18 protein-coding genes are annotated in these 17,172 nt (G+C 49.3%); all 18 read right to left on the minus strand.

Going from position 1 to position 17,172, the window contains the following annotated elements:
* Nucleotides 1-50: 50 nt before the first annotated feature.
* The 18 genes from spoVT to ACW9JV_RS19205 all read right to left on the minus strand — a co-directional run bounded on the left by spoVT (nt 51) and on the right by ACW9JV_RS19205 (nt 17,111).
* Nucleotides 51-590 carry a stage V sporulation protein T gene (gene spoVT / locus ACW9JV_RS19120; RefSeq protein ID WP_457337516.1) on the minus strand — a complete coding sequence of 180 codons (540 nt, stop codon included), beginning with the start codon at nt 588-590 and terminating at the stop codon, nt 51-53.
* Nucleotides 591-786: 196 nt separating this feature from the next.
* Nucleotides 787-4,323, minus strand: coding sequence for a transcription-repair coupling factor (gene mfd, locus ACW9JV_RS19125; RefSeq protein WP_457337461.1), 3,537 nt, complete (start codon nt 4,321-4,323; stop codon nt 787-789).
* Between the two features lie 198 nt (nt 4,324-4,521).
* Entirely contained in the window at nt 4,522-4,755 is a 234-nt protein-coding gene (locus ACW9JV_RS19130) for an anti-sigma-F factor Fin (protein ID WP_457337463.1), read from the minus strand.
* A gap of 75 nt (nt 4,756-4,830) precedes the next feature.
* Nucleotides 4,831-5,394, minus strand: a complete 564-nt coding sequence (gene pth, locus ACW9JV_RS19135) for an aminoacyl-tRNA hydrolase (RefSeq protein ID WP_457337465.1) — start codon at nt 5,392-5,394, stop codon at nt 4,831-4,833.
* 88 nt (nt 5,395-5,482) lie between these two features.
* Nucleotides 5,483-6,127: a 50S ribosomal protein L25/general stress protein Ctc gene (locus tag ACW9JV_RS19140; RefSeq protein ID WP_457337467.1), complete on the minus strand. Its 645-nt coding sequence runs from the start codon at nt 6,125-6,127 to the stop codon at nt 5,483-5,485.
* A gap of 114 nt (nt 6,128-6,241) precedes the next feature.
* The gene (locus ACW9JV_RS19145; RefSeq protein WP_457337469.1) at nt 6,242-7,192 is read right to left on the minus strand and encodes a ribose-phosphate diphosphokinase; all 951 of its coding nucleotides are present in this window, start codon (nt 7,190-7,192) and stop codon (nt 6,242-6,244) included.
* Nucleotides 7,193-7,227: 35 nt separating this feature from the next.
* On the minus strand, nt 7,228-8,592 hold the full coding sequence (gene glmU, locus ACW9JV_RS19150) for a bifunctional UDP-N-acetylglucosamine diphosphorylase/glucosamine-1-phosphate N-acetyltransferase GlmU (protein ID WP_457337471.1): 1,365 nt from the start codon (nt 8,590-8,592) through the stop codon (nt 7,228-7,230).
* A gap of 215 nt (nt 8,593-8,807) precedes the next feature.
* Complete coding sequence (gene spoVG, locus ACW9JV_RS19155; protein WP_090928736.1) at nt 8,808-9,101, minus strand: septation regulator SpoVG; 294 nt, start codon at nt 9,099-9,101, stop codon at nt 8,808-8,810.
* A gap of 184 nt (nt 9,102-9,285) precedes the next feature.
* Nucleotides 9,286-9,660 (minus strand): RidA family protein, encoded by a 375-nt coding sequence (locus tag ACW9JV_RS19160; RefSeq protein ID WP_457337474.1) that lies wholly within the window; start codon nt 9,658-9,660, stop codon nt 9,286-9,288.
* Entirely contained in the window at nt 9,660-10,499 is an 840-nt protein-coding gene (gene purR / locus ACW9JV_RS19165) for a pur operon repressor (RefSeq protein WP_457337476.1), read from the minus strand. Before purR ends, ACW9JV_RS19160 begins: the two co-directional genes overlap by 1 nt.
* Nucleotides 10,500-10,559: 60 nt before the next feature.
* Complete coding sequence (gene ispE / locus ACW9JV_RS19170) at nt 10,560-11,423, minus strand: 4-(cytidine 5'-diphospho)-2-C-methyl-D-erythritol kinase (RefSeq protein ID WP_457337478.1); 864 nt, start codon at nt 11,421-11,423, stop codon at nt 10,560-10,562.
* A gap of 171 nt (nt 11,424-11,594) precedes the next feature.
* Nucleotides 11,595-11,777, minus strand: a complete 183-nt coding sequence (locus ACW9JV_RS19175) for a small, acid-soluble spore protein, alpha/beta type (protein ID WP_457337480.1) — start codon at nt 11,775-11,777, stop codon at nt 11,595-11,597.
* A gap of 137 nt (nt 11,778-11,914) precedes the next feature.
* The gene (locus ACW9JV_RS19180) at nt 11,915-12,169 is read right to left on the minus strand and encodes a Veg family protein (protein WP_457337482.1); all 255 of its coding nucleotides are present in this window, start codon (nt 12,167-12,169) and stop codon (nt 11,915-11,917) included.
* 199 nt (nt 12,170-12,368) lie between these two features.
* Nucleotides 12,369-13,256, minus strand: a complete 888-nt coding sequence (yabG, locus tag ACW9JV_RS19185) for a sporulation peptidase YabG (RefSeq protein WP_457337518.1) — start codon at nt 13,254-13,256, stop codon at nt 12,369-12,371.
* 99 nt (nt 13,257-13,355) lie between these two features.
* Complete coding sequence (gene rsmA, locus ACW9JV_RS19190; protein ID WP_457337484.1) at nt 13,356-14,234, minus strand: 16S rRNA (adenine(1518)-N(6)/adenine(1519)-N(6))-dimethyltransferase RsmA; 879 nt, start codon at nt 14,232-14,234, stop codon at nt 13,356-13,358.
* Nucleotides 14,188-14,799 carry a ribonuclease M5 gene (gene rnmV / locus ACW9JV_RS19195; protein WP_457337486.1) on the minus strand — a complete coding sequence of 204 codons (612 nt, stop codon included), beginning with the start codon at nt 14,797-14,799 and terminating at the stop codon, nt 14,188-14,190. Before rnmV ends, rsmA begins: the two co-directional genes overlap by 47 nt.
* A 121-nt stretch (nt 14,800-14,920) precedes the next feature.
* Nucleotides 14,921-16,129, minus strand: coding sequence for a ubiquitin-like domain-containing protein (locus tag ACW9JV_RS19200; RefSeq protein WP_457337488.1), 1,209 nt, complete (start codon nt 16,127-16,129; stop codon nt 14,921-14,923).
* Between the two features lie 214 nt (nt 16,130-16,343).
* A complete protein-coding gene (locus ACW9JV_RS19205; protein WP_457337490.1) occupies nt 16,344-17,111 on the minus strand; it encodes a TatD family hydrolase in 768 nt (255 codons plus the stop codon).
* Nucleotides 17,112-17,172: the final 61 nt, after the last annotated feature.

Below are 17,172 nucleotides of genomic sequence, written 5' to 3' on the forward strand. Positions count from 1 at the left end.
GGAACCCCTTCCTTCATGGAGGTTCCTTCTTTCAAAAACGAGATACGGTTTTACTGTTCCATCTGCCTGGCCAGGAATCCGGAAGCGGTTTCGAGCAGTTTGGCGGAAATCGCTTCATCTACTTTATCTTCCTTGGCAATCATGACAACAGCGCCGATGGGATCCCCGTTTGCAATAATCGGGGCAACCGCATACCCTTTCATCGTCTCTTCATGATCACTGACGAGATTATAATCGCCTTTACTCGATGTCACCTTCGTTTTTCGTTCCGAGATGGCATCCTCCACCACCCGGCCGATACTCTTATTAGCATAGTCTTTTTTTACGCCGCCTGATACAGCGATATACGTGTCACGGTCGGCGACCAGTACAGGGTGATGGAGGGTATCATATAAGGCCTCTGCGTATTCCCTGGCAAAGTCACCCAGCTCGGAAATGGGCGAGTATTTTTTCAGGATGACTTCTCCGTCCCGGTCGACAAAGATCTCGAGCGGGTCGCCCTCCCGGATGCGGAGGGTACGTCGGATTTCCTTTGGAATAACTACTCTTCCCAAGTCGTCAATACGTCGAACGATTCCAGTTGCTTTCATCAATTGGAGCTGCCTCCCTTTCTGCTGTTGGTTTTCCTGGGATGGATAAGAGACATAATAAAGGCTGTGTCGATTCCGGGTCTTTAGACAAGAGACGGAAAACGTTGTGCCTGATTCCTGTATTGTCTTTATTATCCACCAGCAGAAAAGAACTATTCATCCGATTTTGAAAAAGGAGGGCTTTTCTCCCCCATTTTTAGGAAGAGGCTGTCTCCTCGGCTTCTTTTTTCGTCTCAGAAAGTTTGGCCATCAGGCGCTCCATCACGTCAAGAAACTGCCGGTTCGACATTTTATGCTGATGTACCGCCAGCTTAATCTTTTCGCCTTCCGCTCCGATCCCGACGTTTCGTCCAAATTCGTGTACAGCTTCAAACAGCGCTGCGCCGTCGGTCGACTTACTGGCTTCCTCAGATAGCATAATGTTGGTTTTGCCGGCTTCCTGGGTGATGGAGGCCACTCCGTTATCTTGCGCCAGCAGTTTGACTTTCGATAAGGTAAACAAGTCCGCCGTTTCCTGGGGATACTCACCGAAACGGTCGATCATTTCATCCTGAAGGTCACGCAGATCTTCCAGCGATTCGAGACCCTTGAACCGTTTATACATCTCAATCTTCTGTTTGGAATCATCGATGTAGGACGCCGGAATATAAGCATCCAGTCGTACATCCATTTCCATCTCCGGCTCCGTTTCTTTCGGAGCTTCTCCCTTCTGTTCTTCAATCGCTTCTTTCAGCATTTCGGAATATAGGTCAAAGCCGACCGATTCAATAAATCCGTGCTGTTCGGCACCTAGAAGATTTCCCGTCCCCCGGATGGACAAGTCACGCATGGCTATTTTAAAGCCGGAACCAAGCTCGGTGAATTCTTTGATTGCCTGCAGCCGCTTTTCCGCAATTTCTGTTAGTATTTTATCCCGCTGATAAGTGAAATAAGCGTAGGCGACCCGGTTCGAGCGTCCTACCCTGCCCCGGATCTGATAAAGCTGGGAGAGTCCCATTTTATCCGCATTATAGATAATCAACGTATTCACATTCGGTATGTCGACGCCCGTTTCAATAATGGTTGTAGTTACGAGCACATCCTTATTGCCTTCCAGAAAATCTATCATGACGGATTCCAGTTCCTGTTCATTCATCTGCCCGTGGGCGTAGGCAACCTCCGCCTCGGGAACCAGCATCGAGACCTGGTCAGCCATTCTGCTGATATCATCCACCCGGTTATAGAGAAGATATACCTGTCCGCCCCGGCTCAATTCCCGCTGGACTCCCTCCTTGACGAGAGATGGATTGTAATCCATCACATACGTCTGTACCGGAAAACGGTTTTCAGGCGGGGTCTCAATGACAGAAAGATCGCGGACGCCGAGCATCGACATATGCAGCGTACGAGGTATCGGTGTTGCAGTCAGGGTGAGTACATCAATATTGGCTTTTAACTGTTTGATTTTTTCTTTGTGGGTCACTCCGAAACGCTGTTCTTCATCAACGATGAGCAGCCCCAGGTCTTTAAAGGTAATATCTTTGGACAATACCCGGTGGGTGCCGACAACGATGTCGAGTCCCCCGGTCTTCAGCCCCTTGATCGTATCAGACTGCTGTTTTTTGGTCCGAAAACGGCTGAGCATGCCGATGTTGATCGGGTAGTCGGCAAAACGTTCCGTCAATGTATCGAAATGCTGCTGAGCCAGAATCGTAGTAGGAACAAGCATGGCGACCTGCTTTCCGTCCAGAATCGCCTTAAAAGCCGCACGGATCGCGACTTCTGTTTTTCCGTAGCCGACATCACCACAGAGAAGCCGGTCCATTGGACGTTCGCGTTCCATGTCCGCCTTGATTTCCCGAATCGCTTTCAGCTGATCTTCGGTCTCCTGATAGGAAAAAGTATCCGCAAATTCCTGCTCTTCTTCCTCATAATTGCCGAATGCATGCCCTTTCGAAGCTTCCCTGGCGGAATATACCTTAATCAGGTCATCAGCAATATCCTTGACCGAAGATTCCACTTTGCGCTTCACTTTTTTCCATTCCGTGCCCCCGAGCGCATGGACTTTCGGTTCTTTCTCCTCCGAGGCGACATACTTCTGCACAAGATCGATCTGCTCCACCGGGACATATAATTTATCATTGCCACGGTAGGAAATGTTGAGGTAATCCTGATGCACCCCGTTGACTTCCAGTGTTTCGATGCCGAGATATTTTCCGATACCGTGATTGACATGAACAACGAGATCTCCGGTTTTCAGTTCGGAATAACTTTTAATGCGTTCTGCATTGGAGAGCTTCTGCCGACGCTGCGGCCGGCTTACTTTTTTCGTAAATGTCTCTTCCTCGGTAATAACGGCCGTCTTTTCCATCGGCAGTTCGAAGCCGCTGTTGAGCTGGGCCTGTATGATCGAAGGCCTTTCCGGCGTGAAAGGTCCTTCGGGATCGGCCTTATCCGCTTCCATTCCGTAATCATACAGCACATTCTGGAGTTTCTGGACACGTTCTGCATCCGCTGCGGCAAAAACAACCGTGTACCCGTCTTTCTGCCAGCGCTCCATCTCATTCTTTAAGACATGCATCTGCCCGTGGAACTGCTGCATGGCTTTACACTGAATGTTGGCCACATTCTGGGGATGAATGGAAGGATTATTTCTTAAAAACAAAGAAAAATAAACTTTCGGCTGCGTTCTCCCCTTGAACAGATGCTCAAACGAGATCGACAACGAAAGATTCACAGGTGCCTGTCCCTGTTCCAGCACAGCCGCAGACCATTCGGCTTCTTCCTTGTCCAGGCTTTCCGCCATGTCCTGAACTCTGCTGATCTCATCAAGAAACAACACGGTCTCCTCCGGAAAATAAGATAACAGCGTAACCGGCTCGTCGTAAAAATACTGCATGTACTTATACAGGCCCTGAAAACGGGTCTGTTCCTCGAGCTGTTCTTTTTCATGCCCGAGATAGGTCTGCAGCTTTTCTTTGACCTCTTGATCCTTTACCTGCTGCAATGTTTCCGCAAGCGACTGTTCAAGCCGCTCGGCCGCTTTCTCAAACTGTTCCGTATATAAAATCGTTTCCTCGGCCGGCCCGATCGTAATGCCCTGAAGATGATCCAGAGAGCGTTGATCCTCCGCCTGAAAATAACGGAGGGAATCCACCTCGGTATCAAACAATTCAATCCGCACCGGATGCTCTTCAGTAAGCGGATAAATATCAATGATACCGCCCCGCATGCTGAATTCTCCCGGAGCCGATACCATATCCGTCCGTTGATATCCTAAAGATAACAGCCTCGAAAGCAGATTATCGGGGTCGATATCTTCCCCGGTCTTCACCGAAATCCGGGAATCCCGCCAGATATCGACCGGCGGAAGCAGTCTTCTTACTCCAGCTGTCGGGGCAATCACAATGCCCTGGAAATCATTCATCAGTTCATTCAGCACTTCAATGCGCTGCGCCCTCATTTCCGGACTCGCTGCTGCTATTTCAGAAGCTATCAGCTCATTGACCGGATATAAATAGACAGGGTGGTCCGTCAAATCGATAAGATCCTCGTACAGCTTCTGAGCCTGAAGTAATGTATGGGTAATAATAAGCTGGGGCCGGTCCACTTCCGCCTTCGTCAACGCCATGAACAAGGAGCGGGCGGAGCCGCTCAACCCTGCGGCCAGCTGTTCACTCATCCCATGTTTAATACCGTCTACAACCGCTCTTACGTGGTCATTGGCGGACAGAGCATTCTGCAGTCCCTTCATGACACTCGTTCCTCCTTCATTCCCTGGCCCGGCCGTAAACCAACCGCGCATCGTGTCTCTTTCCGTCCATCATCCCATGAATGGACGGAATGAAAAACATATCTTTTCGTTCAATAAGAAAAAGGGCTGGTCTTTTTCCCCGCATCATAATTACGAAAGACCAGGCCCGTTGTTTTTTGCCTATTTCCGCACGCAGACTTACTGAATCCACCTGTCGAGTTCGTGAAAGTGAGGATTCTGCTGCAATGCTTCTTCACAATGTTCACACGTGACTCTCACGTGAACGTGGCCATCCGACCCGTAATGAATCGTCTGCTGCTGCTCCTCATCCGTCAGCTGGTCCAGTCCCAGCCTCGGTGACACCAGCAGTTCCTCATTCTCCAACGTTCCGACCTCGGTGCCACAGTGCCTGCAGTAATAACATATAGCCATAAGAAAAGCCCCTTTGAAAAAGGTATCTGCTTTATAGTATGGCCGGGACAAAAAAAGCTATACCACTCCGAGCGGCTAAATTTTCCTGTTATACTGATTCATCACTTCGGCAAACGGATGGGATATCCATGCTTTTGCTGCTTTGGCCGCCAGCGGGATCGATTCCTGCATCTGCTTCTTTTCTTCCGGGGTAAACGTGCCGAGAACATGAGAGATCACCGAGGTGCCTGGATCAGGATGGCCGATGCCGATCCGCATCCGCTTAAATTCTTTTGTTCCCAGATCATGAAAAATGGATTTCAGGCCGTTATGTCCACCGTGACCTCCGTTCAGGCGGAGACGCAGCGCCCCCGGCTCCAAATCCAGATCATCATAGATGACTAAAAGGTTTTCCGGCGGGATTTGATAAAAATCCATGAAAGGCTGAAGCGCCTCCCCGGATAGATTCATATACGTAAGCGGTTTTATGAGAGTGATCTTTTCTCCTTCTATCACCGTTTCAGCCGTCCGGCTCTTTTTTTCCTTTTTCCAGGACACATTCAGGCTTTCCGCCAGACGGTCAGCCGCCTGAAAACCGACATTATGCCGCGTTTTTTCATATTTCCGGCCTGGATTGCCAAGACCTGCAATAACCTTCATCGGCCGTCCCTCTTTTCTGCCTCTTTCATATTCACACAGTAAAAAGGCATAACCGCACCACGGCTATACCTTTCACACTGCTTTATCATTATTCGTTCTTCTCGTCTCCGGCAGCCTGGTCATCGTCTTCAGCACCAACAAGCTCCGGCTCCTGTGCCTCTTCTTCCTCCGGCTTCTCCTGGTCTGGAGTCTGGACAGTCACAACCGTTTCTTCGGCTTCGGTAACGAATTCATAGGCTTTACCGGCAGTCAGGTCGCCGATCTGTATCGAATCTCCGATACCCAGTTCTGAAATATCCACCGTGATTTCTTCCGGAATATCTGTCGGCAGGGCACGTACGGTTATGTTGTAGAGGAGCGGGGAAAGCACGCCGCCTTCTTTTTCACCCGGTGCATCTCCGACGAGATTGACGCTTACTTCTGCCTCCATTTCGGATTTCAGGTCGACTTCAAAGAAATCGATATGCACAAGATAATCTTTGATGGGATCCACCTGCATATCATGTACAATAACCTTATGCTTACCGGATTCTCCATCTACGTCCAATTCAATGATACCGTTACGTCCCACTTCACGCATTGTTTTAATAAATGTGATATTTGGAACGGAAACCGGAGTACTTTCCGTATCTTTTCCATACAGGACGGCTGGTACGTATCCAGCTGCACGCAGCTGCTTGGATGCGGATTTTCTAAAATCCGTCCGCGGATTGGCTTCTAATACTGTAGCCATTGTTATTCACCTCGTTCTATTGTCTTGTTAGGGAATCTATTTTCAAACCCACCTGAGAAAGGATTATACCATTTCAGCAGATGAATATCAAGATAGTTTGCGGTATTCAACCGGTTATTCAAACAACGTACTAACCGATGTCTGTTCATGCACGCGGATAATGGCTTCCGCAATCAGGGGCGCTACCGACAACTGCGTGATTTTATCGATCTGCTTCTCTTCCGGGAGAACAATCGTATTGGTCACGGCCAGTTCCTCGATATTGGAATTTTCAATCCGTTCTATCGCCGGGCCTGACAATACAGGATGCGTACTGCAGGCATAAACCGCCTTTGCCCCTTTTTCCAGAAGGGCGTCCGCGGCCAGGGTCACCGTTCCGGCTGTATCGATAATATCATCAACAATAATCGCTGTCCGGCCTTCAACCTCTCCGATAATATTCATCACTTCCGAAACGTTTGGTCTCGGACGGCGTTTATCAATGATGGCAATCGGCGCCTTCATGCGGTCCGCCATTTTTCTTGCCCGGACGACGCCGCCGTGGTCCGGAGAGACAATAACGGTGTCTTCCACGCCTTTATCCTGAAAGTGTTTCGACAAAATCGACTCGCCGAGAAGCTGGTCCACCGGAATATCGAAAAAGCCCTGAATCTGCGAAGCGTGCAGATCTACGCTGAGGACTCTGGTAGCGCCGGCTGTTTCCATCAGGTTGGCAACGAGCTTGGATGTAATGGGTTCTCTTGATCTGGCCTTACGATCCTGACGGGCATAGCCGTAGTATGGAATAACAACGTTGATCGTCGCCGCAGATGCGCGTTTCATCGCATCAATCATGATTAGAAGCTCCATCAGATGTTCATTGGCCGGATCCGACGTAGACTGCACAAGGAAAACATCACAGCCCCGGATGCTTTCTTCGATATTTACCTGTATTTCACCGTCGCTGAACCTTTTGATGGAACTCTTCCCCATCTCAACCCCGATCTGATCGGTTACTTCCTTCGTCAATTCCGGGTTTGAATTCAGGGTGAACACCTTCAGATAAGGATCGTCATAAATTGGCATGAAATATTCCCTCCGTAAATGTAATGATGAAAGCCTTACTTTTTATTTTTTACGTATCCTTCTTTGTTCGTCTGTCTGGACCGCGCAATCGACAGGGATTGTTCCGGCACGTCTTCTGTTATCGTAGATCCGGCAGCAACATAGGATCCTTTTTCCACTTTCACCGGAGCGACCAGATTGGCGTTGCACCCTACAAACACGTCGTCTTCAATCGTCGTTAAAAATTTCGACGTACCGTCATAGTTGACCGTAATAGAGCCGCACCCCAGATTTACCCGTTCGCCGATATCCGCATCTCCTACATAACTTAAGTGGGATGCTTTGCTCCCGTTTCCAAGAGAAGATTTCTTCACTTCGACAAAATTGCCGATTTTCACATCATCGTCCAGCTCTGATTCCGGACGGATATGGGCATACGGGCCGATTTTCACGCTGCGGCCGATGCTGCTGTCCGCCACCACCGACTGACGGATGACAGAGCCGGTACCGATCCGGCTCGAGGTGATCTCCGAAAACGGGCCTATTTCGCATCCGCTTTCGATTTCCACTGCTCCGTTCAGAATGGTTCCCGGGTGCAGTACGGTGTCCGGTCCTATCACAGCGTCCGGAGAGATATAAGTTTGATCGGGGTCAATGATTGTTACCCCTTCTTTCAGCCAGTACGTATTGATCCGTTTTCTCATGGCTTTCTCGGCTTCTGCCAGCGCGGCCCGGTCATTGACCCCGATCGTTTCAGAAAAATCAGCAGTCTGCCAAGCCGATAATACTTCTCCCCGTTTCTTCAATATTTCCAGCACATCAGGAAGATAATATTCTCCCTGAACGTTGTCATTTCCCACTGCATGAAGTGCTTCAAAAAGCAGTTTGTTGTCAAAACAGTACGTGCCGGTATTGATTTCCTGTACTTTCTGCTCCTCACCATCCGCATCTTTATCTTCCACGATGCGCAGCACCTGTCCATCATCGTTTCGGATCACGCGGCCGTAGCCGGAGGGATCATGCGCATGAGCAGTAAGGACGGAAGCCTTAGCTTGTGTCTGTTCATGATGGCTTATTAAAGACTCCATCGTCTCCGCACGAATTAGCGGGGTGTCTCCGCAGAGAACAACCGTCACTCCTTCTTTATCTTTCAACAGATCCTCAGCCTGCATTACAGCGTGCCCGGTTCCCAGCTGCTCTTCCTGCAGCACATAAGAAACACGATCACCGATATGCTCTTTCACCGCTTCGGCACCATGCCCTATAATGGTCACAATATCATCCAGTCCCGCTGCGGCCACTTCGTTGACCACGTGCTCAACCATGGGTTTTCCGCATACAGGATGAAGTACTTTATACAAGTCGGATTTCATTCGTTTCCCCTGGCCGGCGGCAAGAATTACCGCATAACGATTGTTCATTACTCAGCCTCCAACTTACCGTTTTTCCCTTACGAATATATCCTAAAACCCTTCACATTTCAAGGAAAGTCACTACATTCAACCCTGCCTGTTCCAATGGAATATTATTCATGATGCAGCAACACAAAAATCAGGCGGCCGCTGGCTGCGCGGTATCCGCCTGATAACACATAAGTATAATAGCTGTAACGATACAGAAGAATCTGCTGCGCTTGTCAGGAAGCACCGGCTTCTTCATATTCCGGCTTTTCAAACTCTCCCTGGCGCTCATACTCCCCCAGAACAGCTGTCTGAATCTTTTCCCGGGTATGGGAGGAAATCGGATGGGCGATGTCCCGGAATTCCCCGTCCGGCGTACGTTTGCTCGGCATGGCAACGAAAAGTCCGTTATTGCCGTCAATCACCCTTATATCATGCACGACAAATTCGCCGTCCATCGTAATAGAGGCGATCGCACGCATCCGTCCCTCTGTATTCACCCGGCGGAGCCTTACGTCTGTTACCTGCATTCTTTCACCACCTTCTTCCAAATAAAAATAGTTCTGCCATACCTTTCAACATAAAGGAACGGTTTTCCTCCTTTTGAAAGAAAAAAATTATAATCGATATTATAAAGAATAGGGCGGCAGGCTCTTTTTTTCCATCTTCGGCATGAAAAAACCCGCCCTTCGGCGGGAGAAGATAGTTGTTCTTTTATTTTACAAGCGCTGTCACTTCGATTTCAACAAGGGCGCCTTTCGGCAGTGCCGCGACTCCTACACAGGATCGGGCCGGCTGATGATCCTGAAAATATTCCCCGTAGACTTCATTGATCACACCGAAGTCTTCCATCCGGGTCGTAAAGACAGAGGCTTTGATGACGGTGTCCAGAGAAGCTCCGGCCTCCTCAAGAACAGCCTGCACATTCGCAAATATCTGATGCGTCTGTTCGCGCAGGCCGCCTGAGACCATTTCACCGTCCGGTGTCAATGGGATCTGTCCGGATCCGTAAAATATATTATTCGCTGTTATTCCCTGCGAATACGGGCCTACCGCTTCCGGTGCTTTGGCTGTGTAAATAGTCTCCATTACAAATTCACCTCTTTCAGTGTATCAAGATAGCTGCCGGGTACTGCCTTCACCTGCTTTTCTTTTTCATTTACTTTTTCAAGCCTTGCAATCGAAATGTAATCGTCCACGAGCCGTTCTTCTACATCTTCAGCCTCAACCAGCACGCCGATTCCGACAACATTGGCATTGAATTCGGTAAGCAGATCCATCATGCCCCGCGCGGTACCTCCGGCTTTCATGAAATCATCTACAATCAGCACATTGGCGCCTTCCTGAAGGCTTCTTCTGGCCAGAGACATCGTCTGGATGCGTTTCGCCGAGCCGGATACATAATTGATGCTTACCATGGAGCCTTCCGTGACCCGGTGGTCCCGCCGGACAATACTTACAGGTACATCCAGATACGAACCGATCGAATAGGCGAGCGGGATTCCTTTCATGGCGACTGTCATCACCGCATCAATCTGCTGGTCGGCATACACCGATGCAAACATCCGGCCGATGTTATTCATAAGCTGCGGATTTCCGAGTATATCCATCATATACAGATAACCGCCGGGGAGCAGACGTTCTTTATCTTCCAGCTTGGTGCAGAGCGCTTCGACCAGCTCCGTCCCTTCCTCAGGTGAAACCGCCGGCACATACTTCACCCCGCCGCCTGCACCAGGAATGGTAAGTAGAAAACCGAATCCCTGCGACTCAAAAATATCTTTCACAATCGTTAAATCTTCGCTGATGGAGGATTTTGCTGATTGATACCGCTGGGAAAAATAACTGAGGGAAACCAGTTGATGCGGATGCTGGATTAAATAATAGGTCATATCCACCAATCGGCCGCTCCGTTTTAATTTTTTCATCATTACCTCCATAAAATCCGAATAATATAATTGAAATATATCATTTTTATACGGATTTTATCAAGCTTGTTTCCCACCGAGCAGCCGTACAGCATATACCTGATCACAGAAACCCCGGAGAGCATTATAGACCCTGTGCAGTTTGGCTTCTTTTTTGATGAGGCCGAATACCGTAGGACCGCTCCCGCTCATCAATGCAGCATCAACACCTGATGCTCTCATCCGCTCCTTGATCTGCCTGATTTCAGGGTGCATCGGCAGCGTTACCTGCTCCAACGCATTGTGCAGAGAACGGCATATATCGCCGTAACTGAAATCATGGAGGGCAGCGGTCATTGTTTCAGAAGAAGTGCTGCCGAAATCTGCCGTCCGCATTTGTTTATAGATCTCCCCTGTGGAAACGCCGATGGGGGGTTTTGCCAGCACTACCCAGCAGGAAGGGGGATCGGGAATCATTTCAATGCATTCCCCCCGGCCGGTGGCAAGGGCCGTTCCCCCGTATACACAAAACGGCACATCCGAACCCAGTGCTGAGCCAAGAGCCGCCAGTTCTTCCAGAGAAAGACCAAGCCCCCAGATTTCATTCAGCCCCCGCAGTGCCGCTGCTGCATCACTGCTTCCTCCAGCTAAGCCGGCGGCCACCGGAATATTTTTGTATATGTATATAGATACTCCCATCTTTATGTCAAAACGCTCTTTCAGCAGGGCAGCTGCCTGATAGGCAAGGTTACGCGAGTCTGCCGGCAGAAAACCTTCCGACATTTCCACCTTAATAACGCCGTCCTTCCGCCATTCCAGATCAAGCCGGTCGGATAAGTCCACCTGGGTCATGACCATTTTCACTTCATGGTAGCCGTCCTCCCGCTTCCCCAATACATCCAGGCTTAAATTGATTTTGGCAGGAGCTTTAACTGATCGTTTCACCTTTCACTTCCCCTTCTCTTCGGTGCCGCACCACATTCAGGTTTCACGTTCATACCTCTGTACATTTTAGTTTAAAAAACAACATGTGTACAGCTTGAACTCTCGAAGATACATTAAAGATATAAGAAAGCTCCGGGGGTTTTCCCCGGAGCTTTCCCTCGTGCCTGCGGGTTATTGACGGGTTGAATCCTGCATGTTCTTTTCCGCCATCTGTACAGCTTGCTTCACCATATTCCCGGCGTCCCGCGATTTAATACCGCCCCAGCCTTCACGCTGGACTGTATCATAAAACCCAAGTTCCTGTGCAATTTCAGTTTTCAGCTGATCCGACATGATACCGCGTCTCCGGCTCATCTCACCCATCTCCTTCACCGCTGAAATAAAAAGCAACCCTGCAGGCATGGTTTAGTATGTGCAGCATCAAGCATAAATATAGCCTTCCGCCTGTACGCAGAAAGCCACTTTATCCCAATTCTTTAACGTCAAGTTTTTCAGGCTTGCATTTCCTCTTCACCAAGCATCGTCAGCTGGATGCTTTTGGTGAGTACGTCCGTATAACTGTACGAAATCCTCTCCACCGAATGCTTGTCCTTGTCCAGTTTCACAATAAACACCGACGGATATGTTTCTTCCAGCAGACCGGAACGCTCAATCGTTTTTTTTCGGCCGCCATTGGCTGTGATCGTGATCTTTTTCCCTACATTGGCATCCAGTGATTCTTTAATTTCGATCAATGTTTTTCCCATCGTTACAGACCCACCTCACTATTTATTATTGTAACAACTCCTCCCCTTTCTGTCAAGCAAACGTAATATGTTATCAACTCAGATGCTTGTTTGTCAAACGTTTTTGCCTGAAGAAAACATTTCCTGTATAAGTTTATGCCGAAATTTCCATATTATGCATTTGATAAAAGGACCGGAATGGCATCCGGTCACATACTGTTTAGTTTTTCCCTGTTCTGGACACGGCACGGGTTTCTTCTTTCCACGGGGAACCCCGCCGCAGCACTCCTTTCGTTTCCAGTCCTCCCAGACCCTCCTGACCGGTGAGCGTATGCCGGATCAGCTGCAGGGCGCTGATGCGGTCCATAAACGGCGTCAAACTGATTTTGGCAGCAATATACACTGGATCCAGAGCATGAATGTTCACCCTTTCCGGAGCACTCGCAAAATTGGATCCGGCTTTGATCAGCCATTCAAAATACGACTGGCAGGCTCCGGCAAAAATGATCAGCTGATCCAGCTGGGGAACCATTTTCCGTGCCTCCCGTACGGTCCGCCCGAAAACTTTGGAATGTTTGTAGGATTTTATGTCATTTTCTGCCCCCCGGGACGAAACAAACGCATCATGGCCTGTTATGACCAATATATCCGGACGGACCATTTCAATCAGTGAACCAATCTGTTCCGGCATTTCTTTTTCCGGAATATGGACTCCGTAGACCGGGATGCCCAGCCGTTCATACAACGTCGTACATTTCGCAAGGTAGTAGGCATCTCCGTCCAGATGCAGAACACGTCCCCGCATTTCAAAATAAGAGGTGTCTTCCTTATACCCCTCGGATGTCTCATGTTCATTTCGTTCTTTCATCAAACGGGCTTCCTGTCGGAAGAGGCGGTAGCTTCGTTCTTCTTTTTCGCGGAGATTTTTTTCATGGGACCGCCGTTCGTTTTCATCCACTTTTTTCAGGTCTTCCAACGGAGCATCTGCAGCCAGACGCAGTTCTTCACCGGCAAGCTCTGCGCCTTTCTGATCAATGGAAGTAATCCGGAATATAATATCACCGTCATAGGAATACCTGGTCACGAGATCTCCTACATTTAGTTCCACTTCCACTCGCATCTTCCCCCTTCACCCGACAGCCTATTCCATCCACCCTGAAAATGTGCCCAAAAAACTGCCTCCCCCGAAACGAAGAGACAGTCTTATTCATGATGGATGATGCTGTTTGACGCTGCTGCTGAGCCGGGCGAATTCTTCCATCGTCAGCGTCTCCCCCCGTCTGGCGGGGTCGATCTCTGCTTCCTCAAGGGCTGCGGCCAGTTCATCCCGCTGATCTCTGCCGGTGAGATTATGCTGCAGATTGTTCCAGATGGTTTTGCGGCGCTGCGCGAAGGCTGCTTTTACCACCCGGAAAAAATACGCTTCATCTTCGACCTCTACAGGCGGACGTTCCCTGATATCAAAACGGACGACCGCAGAATCTACGTTCGGTTTCGGCATAAATACCGTTTTGGGAACGACCATAGTTTTCACCGGATTGGCAAAATACTGAGCTGCAATGGAGAGCGAACCGTAGTTTTTCGAACCAGGTCCGGCCGCAATCCGTTCGGCTACTTCTTTCTGCATCATAAATACCATCCGGGTAATGGGGAGACGCTGTTCCAAGAGGTTCATGATAATAGGGGTGGTTACGTAATACGGCAGATTACCGGTAACAATAACCTCCTCCACGTTCTGCATGTGTTCCGTAAGGACCTCTCTGATATCTACATTCAGAATGTCTTCATGCCACACCCTCACATTGGGATAGGGAGCCATCGTTTCTTCGAGCACCGGCAGAAGCCGGCCGTCAATTTCAAACGCTTCTACCTGCTTTACGGCTTTAGCGAAATGTTCCGTCAACCCGCCAATGCCGGGACCTATTTCCAGAACCCCGTCCTCCGGGCCTGCTCCGGCGGTCCGGACAATGTTGTCGAGAATATTACGGTCAATTAAAAAGTTCTGCCCCAGGCTCTTTTTGAACGAAAAGCCGTGCTGTTCAAGTATTTCTTTCGTTCGGCCCGGGACGGCGATCTCTCTTGGCAATCGTTTCTTCCTCCTCCAGCACAGCGGCAGCAGCCCGCGCAAACTCCGCCCGCTGAATATTAAAGACATGCAGCCTTTTCAGGAACTGCTTGGCGTTCGCATAGCCGATGGTAAGTCTTTCTCCCATTTTTTCGCGCCTCCGTCTGGCATCCGTCCCTGCCATCATGCCTGCATCCATGAGATCCTGTCTGGTCACAGGTTCTGTATTTTCCGCTGTTTCCGGGACTTCTTCTCTAACCATCTGCAGCGCCCGACGTACTGCTTCCGGCGGGGCATGTTCCACGCCAAGACTGCCGCTGCCGCCGGAATCTGCATCTTTTTTTGTCAAAAAAGCATGTTTGCACCCCGGGACTTCCCTGCTGACAATCCGGCGTATCCTTTCTCCCGGAACATCAGGATCCGTGAATATAATAACACCGCGCCGTTTCTGGGCCAGTGCAATCCGTTTCAATACGTCTTCACCGACAGCGGCACCGTTTGTTTCAATCGTATCAGCTGTTACCGCCCGCTGCACCGCCGTTGTATCAGCCTTTCCTTCCACCACAATACATTCCTGCACGTTCATTCGTATGTCAGCCTCCCAGGCTCCAGCTTGCATTATTATACTATGATCAGTAATGAAAAAAAAGGCGGAAAGAGAAGGGAGCATCCCTTCCTGCTTTCACGCCAGGATATGATATAAAATATTATTCCAGAATGGTCACTTGTACATTACGTCTTCCAAAACTCATCGCCTGCTGATTGGTCGGCACATGCACATCAATTCGTCTGCCGTTGATGGCACCGCCGGTGTCTGCTGCCACCGCTTCTCCGTAACCTTCGACATGGACTCTCGTTCCAAGCGGGATGACAGCCGGATCCACTGCCACTACTTTACGGTTTGGATTGGCGTTCAGATTCACTCCCGTCGCGGTTATTCCGGAACATCCCGTACAGTCAGCTGTGTACGCGGTAGCTTCCATGGAAATGGTGCGTCCTCCGGCACTGCTCTCAGAAGGACTGCTTCCGCGAGAGGCAACAGCCGTCTGATCCGTCGGACCGACCGCCACGACTTTATCTTCGCTTTCTTTCACCTGTGTTTCATCAACCAGTTCGCGGGATACTTCTTCCCCGTTTTCCAGTACAACTTCATACTTTTTCTCTACAACACCCTTGCTGCCGCTTTCCATTACTTCTTCCTGTCCATTTGCCAGGGAATCATCACGGCGAGTGACTGTTGCATAATCCTGTTCTTCTTTGACAACATCCGTAACTTTCTCCACACGGATGACTTCCAGTTTTGTTTCATGTGAAACAGCTGTCTCTTTACCAGGTTCCACCCGGTCATTATCATCCAGCGCTATATCTGCTTCCTTCAGCACCTCAGCGACAGTACTCTCTGTGGTCATCACTTCTTCGGTTTCATCCTGATCCTGAACTGTTACTGGAAAGGCAGGCTCATAAGCCACGGTCATTCCATCCTGAACGGAAGCGGTGATATCTTTATTCAAATCGTCATTCGGTCCGACGTCAATGTTCTGTTCTTTCAGCACTTCTCCCACTGTGGAGGCGGTCGTCCAGATCTCGGATGTTGTTTCATCATCCGATACAGTGATTTGTCTGGCCGGCATCCATTCCAACTCCATGTTGCCGACAATGGGATCGGTGAAAGATGAGCTGAGTTCATCCCTCTCTTTTACATCAAGGTTCTGTTCTTCCAGCAGGCCTTTTACGGTATCCGCATGAGTCGCTACTGTCATTTCTTCTTCTCCTTTAGTAATCGTTACCGTTGCCTTCGTCGTTTCATGCACAGCATAAAACAGACCGGCAGCGGTCAGAAGAAGAAAAGAAAAAACCAGAACCGCGCCTTTTCCCGGCTTCCATCCGGCGAAAAAAGCGTTTCGTTTCAAACTCATCTTCTAACCCTCCTTTACAGCGAAGAAATTATAGACCCTTCCTCCTTTCTTGTCAATTCATTTGATCATCCAACTTCTATTATTGCGTAAAAGAGGAGCAAAGAGAATCATAATCGTTCGACGTTCTGCAGCAGCAAAAAGAGAAGAAAGGGAGAAAGGCCTCGAAATAACAAAGACGGCGCCAATAAGCGCCGCCTTTCAACAGAAAATCCCGTCAGCTGATGCGGAAAAGTTTTTCCGCATTCTCCGTTGTCTGCTCTGCCAGTTCTTTCAGTGTCATACCTTTTAGTTCCGCTATCTTTTCCGCCACCAGTTTCACATAAGCCGGCTCATTCCGCTTGCCGCGGTTGGGATGCGGAGCTAAAAACGGGCAGTCGGTTTCCACCAGAAGCCGCTCCATCGGTATTTCTTTAGCTACATCTTTGGGAAGCTGTGCATTTTTAAACGTAACAGGCCCGCCGAACGATATATGAAAATTCATATCCAAAGCCTGCCGCGCAATATCCAGATCCCCTCCGAAGCAGTGCATAATTCCGCCGGTTTCGGCGGCATTCTCTTCCCTCAGCACGTCCACAATGTCCTGATGGGCTTCGCGGTCATGAATAACGAGGGGCAGGTTTACTTTTTTTGCGAGAGCAATCTGTTTCCGGAATGCCTCTTTCTGTACATCTGCCGGTGATTTATCCCAATGATAATCCAGCCCTGTCTCTCCAATGGCGACGACTTTCGGATGCGCCGAGAGCTCCTCGATCCATTCCAGGTCCCTTTCGGTCATGTCCACAGCATCGACCGGGTGCCAGCCGATAGAAGCATACATGAAGTCATAGGTTTCAATCAGGTCCATCGCTTTTTTGATCGTTTCATGATCAAATCCAACGACATTCATTTTTTCCACCCCGGCATCTTTGGCCCGCTCTATCGTATCCTGAAGATCATCCTGAAAGTCCTCAATATTCAAATGAACATGGGTATCAAACAACATCCTGATCCGCTCCCTTGCTTTTTCCGACAATAAAGGCTGACCCGAAAGGCATAACTTCTTT

It is taken from the genome of Salibacterium sp. K-3 (genome assembly GCF_054052005.1).